This window comes from Methylomonas sp. MED-D (assembly GCF_050276835.1).
Classification (GTDB): Bacteria; Pseudomonadota; Gammaproteobacteria; order Methylococcales; family Methylomonadaceae; genus Methylomonas; species Methylomonas koyamae_A.
Map to the genome: position 1 here is coordinate 482079 of NZ_CP189965.1, position 12536 is coordinate 494614.

Below are 12536 nucleotides of genomic sequence, written 5' to 3' on the forward strand. Positions count from 1 at the left end.
TGACTAACGGGCTCTCGACCAGTTTGGTTCACGCTGCCGTCGCTAAGCGGCAATCCCGTTGTGCCGTAGCAAGGCGTCAATCCGTGGTTCGCGGCCGCGGAAGTTTTTAAATAAAGTCATCGCGTCGCTGCTGCCGCCTTGTTCCAGGATATTGCGCAGGAAGGATTCACCGGTAGCGCGATCGAAAATGCCTTTTTCCTCGAACAGCGAGAAGGCGTCGGCCGACAGGACTTCCGCCCATTTATAGCTGTAATAACCGGCCGCGTAACCGCCCGCGAAGATGTGCGAGAAGCTGTGGGCGAAGCGGTTGAATTCGGGCGGCTTGACCACCGCGACTTGCTCTCGCACTTGTTGCAAGGTCTGATATATCCGTCCGCCCTTGGCCGGGTCGTAGTGCTGGTGAATTTTGAAGTCGAACAGGCTGAATTCCAGTTGCCGCACCATCATCATGCCGGCCTGAAAGTTTTTCGCGGCCAGCATCTTATCGTACAGCGCATCCGGCAATGCCTCTCCGGTTTGGTAATGGCCGGAAATCAGGCCCAGGGCTTCCCTGTCCCAGCACCAGTTTTCCATGAACTGGCTGGGCAGTTCCACCGCGTCCCATTCCACGCCGTTGATGCCGGACACGCCGAGGTGGTCGATCCGGGTCAGCATGTGATGCAGACCGTGGCCGAATTCGTGGAACAGGGTTTCCACTTCGTCGTGAGTTAGCAGGGCGGGGGCGTTGCCGGACGGCGGTACGAGTTCCATACTCGTTACCGCACCCCCACCATCCCTGGCGATCGGCGGCGTGAAGTTGCAGGTCAGGTAGGCGACTGGCGTTTGCAGGCCGGTCGAGGTTTTCTTGCGGCAGACGCAATCGTCCATCCAGGCGCCGCCGCGCTTCTTGGCGCGGGCGTACAAGTCCAGGAAGAAGCGGCCGCGTAGTGCGCCGTCCTTGTCGGCGATTTGATAAAAGCGCACATCCGGGTGCCAGGCGTCGAACTCCTGGATTTCGCTGATTTGCAGACCATACAGGCGTTCGACGATCGCGAACAAGCCAGGTACGACTTTGTTGTCCGGAAAGTAGGTCTTCACTTCTTCTTGCGACAATTGATAGTAGTGCTGGCGCATTTTTTCCGAGTAGTAGCCGATGTCCCAGGCTTGCAGATCGTGCAGGCCGTGTTCCTGGGCGGCGTATTCCTTCAGCTCGGTCAGGTCGCGGCGCGCCTGGCGCCAGGATTTGTCGGCCAGGTCTTCCAGAAATTTGACCACATCGTCGGTGGACTTGGCCATTTTGGTGGCCAGCGAATATTCCGCGTAATTGCTGAATCCCAGCAATTGGGCCTTTTCGTGGCGCAGAGCCAAAATCTGCTCCATGATGTCGGTGTTGTCCCATTGGCCGGCGTGCGGACCCTGGTCGGATGCGCGGGTGCAGAAGGCTTCGTAATGCTCGCGCCGCAGTTCCCGATTGTCGGCGTAGGTCATGATCGCCAGATAGGACGGAAATTGTAGATTGATCAACCAGCCGTCCTTGCCTTCGGCTTCGGCAGCCTGCTTGGCTTGGGCAATGGCCGACTCGGGCAGGCCGGCCAAATCGTCGAGATGGGTAATTTGCTTGTGCCAGGCGTTGGTGGCGTCGAGCAGGTTTTCCTCGAACTGGCTGGCCAACTTGGACAGTTGCTGACTGATCTCCTTGTAGCGCGCTTGTTGCTCGGCTGGAAGGTCGACACCGGACAAATGAAAATCGCGTAGTGCGTTATCGATAATCTTTTGTTGGGCGGGTTCGAGATTGGCGAATTCATCGCTGTCGCGAATGGCTTTGTAGGCTTGTTGCAGCGCCTTGTTTTGGCCGGTTTCGGTGGCGTAGGCGCTGAGTTTGCCAAGGCAGGCGTTGTAGGCGTCGCGCATGGCGTCGCTGTTCACGACCGAATTCATGTGGCTGACCGGCGACCAAGCCTTGTTCAAGCGGTCTTCGGCTTCCTCGATGGGCTCGATCAGGTTATGCCAAGTGTAGGGGCCGCCGCCTGCTAGCTGGGTATCAATGGCGGCGCGAGCATTGGCCAGTAATTGATCGATCGCCGGTTCGACATGTTCGGGCAGAATTTTGGAAAATTGCGGGAGTTCGGTACGTTCTAATAAAGGATTGGTCATTACGGTAGCCGGAAAGTAATCGGAAAAAATCAGGATAACAGTTGCATCGCCACCTGCACGCGGGCCTGAGCCTTTTGTAACACGGAAAGCGAAAAATCGGGGTTGAGCTTGCCCTCGCTGAGTTTGGCGTAGGCCGGTATCGAGCAAATATAGGGTAGGTCGCGGGATTTGCCGCTACCGAAATAGCTGTGTAATTTGGCTAGCATGACAATGTCGCTCAGCGTCAGTTCCGAGCCGCTGTCATACAGCCAATTTTCGGCGAGTGGCGGAATGCCGGTTAGGGTTTCCGAGAAGCCCAAGGTATGCAGTACCAGAGTGCCGACCGGAGCGCGCAGATAGGTTAGCGAGGCTTGTAACTCCTCCAGGCTGGGGCTGGCGTCCGGGAAGTGTTCGGCAAAATGCAGTAGCGGTATCGCGCCAATGTCGGCGACCAAACCGGCCAGCAATGCGTCTTCCGGGTTGATGCGGCTGCACGCCTGGGCCAGCACGAAGCTGAGGCTGGAGACGTACAAACTGCTCCGCCATAACGCTTGCATGGCTTTCATCAGCGCTGGGTCCTTGCAATGGAACAGTTGCTTCAAGCTGATGCCCAGAACCAAGTTGCGAGTCGCGTTGAGGCCGATGCGCGATACCGCGTCGTGGCAATTGTGGATCGTGTTGCCGGTGGAATACAGAGCGCTGTTGGCAACCTGAATCAGTTTGGCGACGATGGGCGGATCGAGTTGAATAATTTCGACGGCGTCGGCTATCCCTATCTCCTTGCGCATCGCTTCCTTGAGTTTAAGCGCGACGTCGGGTAACGAGGGCAACCTTAACTGATTTTCCCGGTAGGCTTGGGCAAAGCTGACAAAGAACTGGTGGCCGTTCAACGACTCGGGGAGTTCGATATCCACCAGTTCAACACAGCTGGTCGATTCTCGGCAGTGGTCGGACCATAGCCGGTTCAGCTCTATCGAGACTTCCAGGATCAAGACGTCGTCGAGCGCGGTGGCGGTGGCGCCGCAACGCGTGGCGCTGTTTAACGGCAGATGGGCTCGCGGGGTGTCGGCGACGATTTCGTAGCTGCTTTCGCTGTCGGGTTGCATGTTGAGCCGCCCTCGCACTAAATAAAACACGCTGTCGGTGCGCTGGTCGAAGGTGAAAATCACCGAATGTTTGGCGTAGCGGAGGGTTTGGCGCGGCAGCGCGGCCAAATGCGCATCGTCGAGATTGCGTAGCGGAACGAATTGCTTGAGTTCCGCTGGAGGCAGGGATTGTTTGAGCCTCGACATCGGCGGTGTCACGCCCGGTATTTCCACCGGTATGTTTACGTTTTTCGCGGCGATGTTGGTTGGCGCCGAAGACGTTGGCGGCGGCGTTTTTTTGAAGAGGCGCGTGAACCAGTTCATGTCAGGCCCGGAAAAATGCCAAGGCCTCGGCGATTTGCTGTTTGGCGTCCTGCAGTACTTGCAGGGACATGTCGGGCGTTAACGCGCAGTCGTCCAGTTTATGAAAAGCCGGCAAGGTGTTCAGCGGCGGCAACTTGTGCATCCGGATGCCCCCCAACTGACTGTGAAATTTGGCTAACAATACAATGTCGTGCAATTGCAGGCCCTCGCCGGCGTCGTAATACCAGTTTCCGGTTTGCGCCGGAATTTGGATCAGCGTGTCCGGAAAATGCCATTTTTTCAGTATGAAAGTGCCGAATAGCCCCTGTAGGTAGTCGATGCAAGCGTCGAGTTCGGCCTCGGTGTACTCTGAAGCGGGCAGGCTACCAGCCAATGTAATGATAGGCAAGACGCCGATATTGTGAGTCAGGCCGGCAAGCAAGGCTTCGTCGGCGTTGATCTTTTTACCGAGACCGGCCAAGGTACAACTCAAACTGGCGATTTGTATGCTCTGCTTCCAGGCTTGCTGGGATTTTTGCTGAAGCACTTTATTGGTGCTGCGGAACAATTGGTGCAGGCTGACGCTGGTGACCAGATTTTGAGTAATTTTGAAGCCCAGATGATTGACCGCATCGTGGCTATTGCTGACCTGCTTTAAGCCTCGGTAGATCGGACTGTTGGCGACCTGTACCAGTTTGGACGAAATCGCCGGGTCCAGATTGACGATTTTCACCGCATCGGCGACGCTGATGTCTTTTTGCAATGCACTACGCAGCCTTAAGGCGACGTCGGGCAGGCTGGGGACTTGCAGCGCGTCGGCGTCGTAGGCCGCGCAAAGTTTCGCGAATAGCCGGCTATTACGCAGTTCGGCGGGCGGATTGGCGCGGTTTGCCAGCGGATTGTGTGGCTGAGCGCTGCTTTGTCGCAGTAACGATAGTGGTAGGTAAATCAGCTGGGATGGGGTTTGGGCAATGGCGCTGACGCTATGTTCGCCGTGAGCCGCCAACGGATAGCAGGCCTTGAAGGTATTCTCTTCAACCGTGTATCCGCCGTTGGCCGACTCCAGAAACACTTTGCCGCTGTAGAGATAAATCAAGGTGTCGGAGGCTTCGCCGCGATTGAAGACGATGTCCCCGGCATTGAACTGGCATAACGCAATCGGCAGTTTTATCAGTTCTTTGCTGTCCAGCTCGCCGATCGGGATCAGTTTGCGTAAAAACTCGATGGGCAGACGGTGGGCCGGACGTTCGCCGTTGCTTGCCGCGGCGACGGGTTTGGTCGCCGCCCGTTTAAATAACTTGCCGAACATATCAAGTGATGAAGGTGTTCAAAGCTTCCTGAATCTTGGCTTTGGCGTCGTGCAGGATCGCCAGCGTGTTTTCCGGCGATAGCGAAAAGGTTTTCAGTTTGGCCGCCGCCGGGATCGCGCTGATTGCGGGCAGATCGGCGTTGGCCTTTTTGCCGATCAAGGCATGTAGTCGAGAGAGCACGACAATGTCGGTCAGTGTTAACGTGTCACCGCTAGCGTGAAACCAATCGCTGGAATGTTTGGCCGCCTGAATGAACTCATCGGCAAAATCCCATTCCTTGAGCACGACCGCGCCGACGGGCGCTCTGACGACGGGGATCGCTTGTTCGATTTCGGTCTCATTGTGGTACTCGAGCGGCAAGTCCGCCACGAAGCTGAGAAACGGAATCACGCCAATGTCGCAGGTTAACCCGGCCAACAGCGCATCTTCCGGATTTTGTTGCTGGCTATGGCTGGCCAGCACGTGACAAAGGCTGGACAAATACAGGCTTTGTTTCCACAAATCTTCGAGGTAAGTCTTCAGCAGCGGCGATTTGGATTTGAAAATCTGCTTGATACTCAGTGCCGTGACCAAGCTGCGCGTGGCGTTCAGGCCGATGCGGATCACCGCATCCTTACAGTTTTTGGCGGGGACAGTGGTCAAGTACAACGGGCAGTTGGCCACTTCGATCAGTTTGGCCGAGATAGCCGGGTCGAGTTGAATGATCTTGACCGCGTCATCGATATTGACGTCTTTTTGGATGGCTTGGCGCAACTTGATCGCCACTTCCGGCAGCGACGGAATTTCCAGTTCGTGGTGGTGGTGCTGGAAATGGTCGGCGAACAGCGATAACAGGCGGTTACCTTGCAAGTCTTCCGGTACGTCCAGTTTGCCGTGGTCGAAGCGGCCGGAGGTGAGCATGATTTTTAACGACACCCGCAGAATACTAATGTCGGTTTTGGCGGTGGCCGTCGCGGTTTGTTTGGCGCCGCTACAGATCGGAAACTTGGCTTGCGCGCTGCCGGCGCTGATTTCGTAACCTTTACCGTGCTGATCGGCCAAAATCACGGTTCCGTCAAGCAAGAAAATCGCGCAGGTCGAAGGCTCGTTGACCGAAAACAGGGTTCGACCGGCTGAGTAGGTTTCGACGTGGTTCTCGGCCGCGAAGGTTTGCAGGATTTCTTCGCTCAGGTTTCTGATTGGGAAGAGTTGCCGCAAGGTTTCGGTCGTGATGGGCTGTGTTCCCAGCGGGGCTGGGGATTTGCCGGAGACTTTGCCGAATAATGATTTGATGGCCTTCATGTTGGTCCGTTAAGCAATGATGGATCGTGGAAGAGTGATTGTCGTTGGGGTGGACGGAGGTCAATCGTTTCGAAGCGGAGGCAGCGTTCGCTCGCGGTTCAGCAAATCGATGACCGGACGGGTGTCCGGTCTGACGCCCCGCCAAAGATAGAAGGCTTCGGCGGCCTGCTCCACCAGCATGCCCAAGCCGTCGAGGCAGAGCGAGGCGCCGTGCCGAAGGCCCCAGTTTACGAATGCGGTAGGCTGGTTGGCATAAGCCAAATCGTAGCAGCAGCCGCCGTCGGCGAGAATATCGTCGGCCAGCGGCGGCAGGTCGCCGCCCAAACTGGCGGAGGTTGCATTCAAAATGACGTCGAAGCGGCTGTTCAAATCGGCGTAGCCGCAGGCGTGCAACTCTCCAAGATCGGCAAACTCATCGGCAATGGCCTCGGCTTTTTCGAGTGTCCGATTGGCGATGACGAGCTGCGCCGGTGCCTGTTCCAGCAGCGGCGCGACGATACCGCGTGTCGCGCCGCCGGCCCCGAGCACTAAGATCCGGCTGGCACGCAACGGAATGCGATGGTTGATGGTCAAGTCGTTGAGCAGACCGACGCCGTCGGTATTGTCGCCGAGGATGCGGCCGTCGGCCTGGCGCGCCAGGGTGTTGACGGCTTTGGCGAGCAGGGCGCGGTCGCCGAGGCGGTCCGCGAATTGCCAGGCGAGTTCCTTGAGCGGCACCGTGCAATTGAGACCTTTGCCGCCGTCGGCAAAGAAGGTCTCGACCGCGGAACGAAATTGCTCGGCCGGTACGTCCGCCGCCCGGTATTGCAGACGTTGACCGGTTTGTTCGGCGAATAGGCCGTGGATGCGCGGCGATTTGCTGTGGTTAATCGGGTGGCCGAATACGGCGTATTGGTCGATGGCTGTCATTGGTCGGCTTGTTTGCGGGATTTGAATTCCCAATACAGGGTGACGATGACGAGCAGGCCGGCGAGCACGCTGACGGGCAACATGAACTGTTCAACGTAGGCGATAATAATTGCGCATGCGCCGAGAAACAGGCCGATCAAACCCAGTTGCCAGCCGATACGGATGCCGTCCAGCATCGTGGCCAACGACAGAATCAGCAACACCACCAGCGTCGCGGCGTTTTCGTCGATACGGCCCGATTTCTGCAGCAGAAACGCGCCGCCGGCGACCAATACCGCACTGGCCCAATGCAGCAATTGTTCCTTGAACGCAGCGGCGAAGTCGAACGTGTGGTTTTTGGCTTTCATCCGGCCGATGGCGATCGAAATGCCGGCGAATACGGTGACCATGAACAACCAGAAAGCGTAACCGTCTTCCGGCGAAAAGCGGGTGACGGCGATACCCAGCATGGACAGCAGCAGGAGCAGAATAAATACACCTTCCTCCAGTCGTGATTGCCGACGCTGTTCGGCATTGCGGATGTCGCGCGCGGTCGCCATGGCTTGTCGATCTAGGTTTGTTGCAGCCATTGTGCCGCCGGTTTGGCGAAGTAGGTCAAAATTGCGTCGCAGCCGGCCCGTTTGAAGGCGAGTAAGGATTCCAGCACGACCTGACGTTCGTCTAGCCAGCCGTTTTGGGCGGCGGCTTTCAGCATCGCGTATTCGCCGCTGACTTGGTAAGCGAACGTCGGAACGCCGAAACGATCCTTGGCGCGGCGAATGATGTCCAGATAGGGCATGCCCGGTTTAACCATGATCATGTCGGCGCCTTCTTGTAAATCGAGCGCGATTTCGCGGATCGCTTCGTCGGAATTGGCGGGGTCCATTTGGTAGCTGTATTTGTTGCCGCCGCCCAGATTGCCGGCCGAGCCGACCGCGTCGCGGAACGGGCCGTAGAAACTGGAGGCATATTTGGCCGAATAGGCCAGAATGCGGGTGTTTGGGTGGCCCTGGGACTCCAGGACGTTGCGGATCGCACCGATTCTGCCGTCCATCATGTCGGACGGCGCGACGATGTCGGCACCGGCCTCGGCATGGGATAGGGCTTGTTTGCGCAGCACGTCGACGGTGGCGTCGTTGACGACGTATCCGTCAGCGTCAATCAGGCCGTCCTGGCCGTGCGTGGTGAACGGGTCGAGCGCGACGTCGGTAATTACGCCGAGCTCCGGAAATTCAGATTTCAGCGCTCGCGTACAACGTTGCGCCAGGCCGTCGGGATTGTAGGCTTCTTCTGCGTTCAGCGATTTTTGACCGGGGTCGACGACCGGAAAGAGCGCGACGGCGGGGATACCCAACTTGACTAAGGATTCGGCTTCCCGCAACAGCCGGTCGATGGACAGGCGGCTGACGCCGGGCATCGACGCCACGGCTTGTTGGACGGATTGGCCTTCGACGACAAATAATGGGCAGATCAAGTCGTCGGTAGTCAGGCGGTTTTCCCGCATTAATCGGCGGGAAAAATTCTGGGAGCGCATGCGGCGCATCCGGGTGGTTGGGAAAAAGTCGTTAGGGGTAGACATCTTTTCCATAGTAAAATAGTGAGGTGTTTGCCGATCCTCCGCGGGTTGGTCGAGCCTGAGGCTGGGTTTTCCGCTTCGGACCTTAATTGTAGCAGTGTATGGTTTGGGAAGGCTGAAATTAGCGCCCTGTATCCTTATTAAGAGATGGTTTATATGTATATCAAACGTTATTTGCAGTTTTTATTGATGGCGATTTGGGCGGCGACGGCGTTGGGCTGGGCTTCCGGCGCGGCGGCGGAAGGCGAGCCGCAGAAGATTATCGAGGACGCCTCGAACAAGCTGAAGCAACGCATGCAGGAGCCTGGGTTTACGCAGGATTTCAAAAAAATCACGGTGTTCGTACACGACGTGATCTACCCGCATGTCGATTTCGACCTAATTTCGACGTTGGTGCTCGGCAAAATGTGGAAAGACGCTACGCCGGCCGAGAAGGACGGTTTTAAGAAGGAGTTCCAAACCCTGTTGATTCGCACCTATTCCAGAGCGTTTGTCGAGTTCAAGGACTGGTCGGTGCGTTTTCTGCCGGTTAGCAGCGAAGGCGACGATAAAAAGGTATTGATCAAAACCGAAATCTTGCAACCTGGCTTGCAACCGATTGCGGTCAACTACCGTATGCTGAACGAGAAAGGGGCTTGGAAAGTCTACGACATCCTGATCGAGGGTGTTAGCTTGGTCACCAACTATCGGACCAGCTTTAAAAACGAGGTCGAACGTTCCGGATCGTTGCAGGAAGTGATCAATCAGTTGGCCAAGCGCAATACCGAGGCGCTCAGCAACAACAACGTCCCCAACAATTCTTAAGCATTCGCCAGTCTTGCTTGGCCGCGCTTGTTCAAACCAGCGCGGTCGCTCCTCATGCCAGCTTCGAAAGATTCTTTATACGCCAGTCCGCTAGGCGAAATCGCGGCATTTAGCTTCGACGAGAACGTCGTCAAGGTCTTTCCGGACATGATTCGACGCTCGGTGCCGGGCTACGGCACGATGATTTCCGCAATTGGTTTGTTGGCCGGCCGTTACGCCCGCGAAAACAGTCGATGTTACGACTTGGGATGTTCGTTAGGTGCGGCGGCATTGGCCATGCGCGCCAACATTGCTGTCCGAAACTGCAAAATCGTCGCGGTCGACTGTTCGGAGGCGATGATCGAGCAATGTCGGCGCGATATTGAGCTGGCCCCGGCGGAGGTCGACATCGAATGGCGTTGCGCCGATATTCGCGATATTGAAATTCGCGATGCATCGGTGGTTGTGCTGAATTTCACGCTGCAATTCATACCTCTCGAAGACCGTGGTCGCTTTATCGCTGGGCTTTACGACGGCCTACTGCCTGGCGGCGTGTTGATCTTGTCCGAGAAGCTGGCGTTCGATGACAAACGTCAGCAGGATCTGCAAACCGAAATGCATCATCTGTTCAAGAAAGCGCAAGGGTATAGCGAACTGGAGATCAGTCAAAAGCGAACTGCGTTGGAGAACGTCTTGATACCGGAGACTTTCTCCGAGCATCGCGCGCGCCTGGAAGCAGCGGGGTTTTCCAGTGTCGAGGTTTGGTTCCAGTACTTCAATTTCGCGTCAATGATCGCGTTGAAATGATCGATTACCGGCCTTTATTCAACTTGCTTGTCGAGGCGGGAGGTCAGCGCTGGGCGGCATTATTGCCGAGGCAGTTAGCTACGGCATTCGATGAAACCGGGCATGGCGATTTGCGACGCTGGCGGAGCGTGGTCGATGCATTGCCGCCTCTGACACCGAGCGTTTGCGACTTGCTCGATCAAGTACAAATCGGCGGCGACTCGGACATTTCCGAAACGGCACGCTCCGAGTTACGCGAGCGGTTGATGGCCTTGCATCCTTGGCGGAAGGGGCCGTATCGTCTTTTCGGTATCGAGATCGACACCGAATGGCGCTCCGATTGGAAGTGGTGTCGTGTTAAAGATGCCATTGCGCCGTTGCGCAACCGATTGGTGCTGGATGTCGGTTGCGGAAACGGTTACTACGCCTGGCGGATGTGGGGCGCCGGCGCCAGAATGGTGATCGGTATCGATCCGACTCTGTTGAGCGTGATGCAATTTCAGGCGGTTCGTCGTCTGCACGGCGGCGATGCGCCAGTCTTCGTTTTGCCGCTGGGTATAGAGGATGTGCCGGCGGACTTGGGAATTTTCGATACGGTATTTTCGATGGGGGTTTTATATCACCGGCGTTCGCCGATCGATCATTTGCTGGAATTGAAAGGTTGCCTGAGGTCGGGTGGCGAGTTGGTGTTGGAAACGTTGGTGATCGACGGCGGGCCGGACCGCGTACTGTTGCCGGAACGACGTTATGCCAGCATGCGCAATGTTTGGTTTTTGCCGAGTTGTGAAGCAATGTTGGTTTGGTTGCGTCGTTGCGGTTTTCGAGACGTGCGATTAACGAGCGTTGAAAAAACGCGTGTGGAAGAGCAGCGTTCGACAGATTGGATGCGCTTTCAGTCGCTGACGGACTTTTTGGATCCTAACGACTCGGATAAGACTATCGAAGGCCTGCCGGCTCCTGTCAGAGCTGTGTTTGTCGCCACGGCATAGGGGTTAGTTATTTTCGGAATTTCGTATTGAAAAAATAGGTTTAGCTTCTACAATCGACTAGCTTTTCAAGTCATTCTTAATGGAATGAGCCGATTAAGCCTAATCTCTAACTAAATTACGAGGTCGAATTATGAAAAAGCTATTTCTGGTTCTATTGCTTTGTTCGTTTTGGGTGAATGCTGAACCCATCAATATCAATCAGGCAGACGCGGAAGCAATTTCCACTGCCTTAACCGGAGTCGGCCCGAAAAAAGCCGAGGCCATCGTGCAGTATCGCAAGGAGCATGGTGATTTTAAAAGTTTGAAGGATTTAGAGGCGGTCAAAGGCATTGGCGAAAAAACCGCTATGGCGAACGAGAAAAATATTCTGTTTGGCGATGGTGTGCCAGTTCCATCTGATACTAAAACGGAAAAAACGGAAAAAGCCGGTAAGGCAGCAAGCGCCGAGAAGCCGGACAAGGGTAAATCCGAAGTTAAGCCTAAATAACGCGACTGAACCGGCGCGCTTGCGCGCCGGATTTTGCGCTGTCAGCCGAACGTCGAGCTGTTCCAGCCCCAAAACTCAGCCGGACAATTACTGAACTCAATGTAAATTCGGTCGCCAGCGATGCCGAGTTCCTCGGACAATATTTGGCAGAGGGACGCTGAAAGCTTTGTGGCTTGGCTGGCGCTGAGCCCTATGCTTTTGCACTCCAAATAAGCTAAAGGAGAATCGCTGCCGGTAAACAGCATGAAGTGATTTCCGGAAATGTCGATCATGACATAGCGTTCCGGTTTTCCGGTCTCCTGGGCTAGCAAGCGCGAGAAGGCTTTCAGCAGGTTAGGAGATTGTTCGGCGGTAATAGGGATGTTAGTGCGCAGTTTCAGCATGGGCATGGTCGGTTCTCCTCAGGTTTGTATCGGCTGCTTATGACAATGATGGCCACTCCTCGAGAACCCGATATTGGCGGCGTCCGGAGTTTGATACCGACTCGGCCAGGCAAAAGCCGGTGGCGCGCCAAGTTATCGGTTCGAATTCGGTATCGAGTGGGCGTTTGATTTTACGACATAGCGTGATGTGTGGAGTGAAGGGGCGGTTGTCGATTGGTATGTCCAGCCCCTTGCTGATTCTGGTCAATTGTTCGGAAAGTTCGCTCGCGGCTGTTAATCCGTCGGTGGAGGTCAGGCAAAGTATGCTGGGTTTTTGCCAAAAATCGAGTCGGTCGAACGTCAGTTCGGCGCCGTGAAATTTGATGGTGTTGGCTCGTCTGCGCAGTTCCCGTTCTTGTTTGTGATTTACGGTGCCTAAAAACACCAACGTAACGTGCAAGTTGGAGATAGCCAGAGGAGTTATTGGGCGATCAAGGTGTTGAATTAGCTGCTGGAGTTTGGCTAGGGCGTCAAGTGGTGGCCAGAGCGCGAAAAATAAGCGTTTCATAGACAG

13 protein-coding genes are annotated in these 12536 nt (G+C 55.8%); 4 read left to right on the plus strand and 9 right to left on the minus strand.

The features are described from left to right. Positions 1-42 precede the first annotated feature (42 nt). The 7 genes from prlC to hemB are packed head-to-tail and all read right to left on the minus strand — an operon-like array spanning position 43 to position 8567. Positions 43-2133, minus strand: coding sequence for an oligopeptidase A (prlC, locus tag ACQE3E_RS02055; protein WP_313729223.1), 2091 nt, complete (start codon positions 2131-2133; stop codon positions 43-45). Between the two features lie 29 nt (positions 2134-2162). Next, positions 2163-3521 (minus strand): HDOD domain-containing protein, encoded by a 1359-nt coding sequence (locus ACQE3E_RS02060; RefSeq protein ID WP_313729222.1) that lies wholly within the window; start codon positions 3519-3521, stop codon positions 2163-2165. A gap of 1 nt (position 3522) precedes the next feature. Beyond that, positions 3523-4809 (minus strand): HDOD domain-containing protein, encoded by a 1287-nt coding sequence (locus tag ACQE3E_RS02065; protein ID WP_281022097.1) that lies wholly within the window; start codon positions 4807-4809, stop codon positions 3523-3525. Position 4810: 1 nt separating this feature from the next. Beyond that, a complete protein-coding gene (locus ACQE3E_RS02070) occupies positions 4811-6091 on the minus strand; it encodes an HDOD domain-containing protein (RefSeq protein WP_071156157.1) in 1281 nt (426 codons plus the stop codon). 60 nt (positions 6092-6151) lie between these two features. Beyond that, positions 6152-7000 carry a shikimate dehydrogenase gene (gene aroE / locus ACQE3E_RS02075; RefSeq protein ID WP_071156155.1) on the minus strand — a complete coding sequence of 283 codons (849 nt, stop codon included), beginning with the start codon at positions 6998-7000 and terminating at the stop codon, positions 6152-6154. Next, positions 6997-7569, minus strand: a complete 573-nt coding sequence (locus ACQE3E_RS02080) for a hypothetical protein (RefSeq protein WP_313729221.1) — start codon at positions 7567-7569, stop codon at positions 6997-6999. The genes aroE and ACQE3E_RS02080 overlap by 4 nt, the downstream gene beginning before the upstream one ends. Beyond that, positions 7551-8567: a porphobilinogen synthase gene (hemB, locus tag ACQE3E_RS02085; protein ID WP_313729220.1), complete on the minus strand. Its 1017-nt coding sequence runs from the start codon at positions 8565-8567 to the stop codon at positions 7551-7553. Before hemB ends, ACQE3E_RS02080 begins: the two co-directional genes overlap by 19 nt. Before the next feature lie 144 nt (positions 8568-8711). Between hemB and ACQE3E_RS02090 the strand changes: the two genes are divergently transcribed. From ACQE3E_RS02090 to ACQE3E_RS02105, 4 genes are all read left to right on the plus strand, one after another. Then, the gene (locus tag ACQE3E_RS02090; protein ID WP_064029930.1) at positions 8712-9359 is read left to right on the plus strand and encodes an MlaC/ttg2D family ABC transporter substrate-binding protein; all 648 of its coding nucleotides are present in this window, start codon (positions 8712-8714) and stop codon (positions 9357-9359) included. A 54-nt stretch (positions 9360-9413) separates the two neighbouring features. Beyond that, on the plus strand, positions 9414-10145 hold the full coding sequence (cmoA, locus tag ACQE3E_RS02095; RefSeq protein ID WP_064029928.1) for a carboxy-S-adenosyl-L-methionine synthase CmoA: 732 nt from the start codon (positions 9414-9416) through the stop codon (positions 10143-10145). Next, positions 10145-11113, plus strand: a complete 969-nt coding sequence (gene cmoB, locus ACQE3E_RS02100; RefSeq protein ID WP_409521104.1) for a tRNA 5-methoxyuridine(34)/uridine 5-oxyacetic acid(34) synthase CmoB — start codon at positions 10145-10147, stop codon at positions 11111-11113. Before cmoA ends, cmoB begins: the two co-directional genes overlap by 1 nt. A 130-nt stretch (positions 11114-11243) precedes the next feature. Continuing rightward, positions 11244-11600, plus strand: coding sequence for a ComEA family DNA-binding protein (locus ACQE3E_RS02105; RefSeq protein ID WP_071156151.1), 357 nt, complete (start codon positions 11244-11246; stop codon positions 11598-11600). 41 nt (positions 11601-11641) lie between these two features. Here ACQE3E_RS02105 and ACQE3E_RS02110 read toward each other — a convergent pair whose 3' ends face one another. Next, complete coding sequence (locus tag ACQE3E_RS02110) at positions 11642-11989, minus strand: phenylpyruvate tautomerase MIF-related protein (RefSeq protein ID WP_313729218.1); 348 nt, start codon at positions 11987-11989, stop codon at positions 11642-11644. A gap of 31 nt (positions 11990-12020) precedes the next feature. After that, positions 12021-12530 (minus strand): RNA 2',3'-cyclic phosphodiesterase, encoded by a 510-nt coding sequence (gene thpR / locus ACQE3E_RS02115; protein WP_313729217.1) that lies wholly within the window; start codon positions 12528-12530, stop codon positions 12021-12023. Positions 12531-12536: the final 6 nt, after the last annotated feature.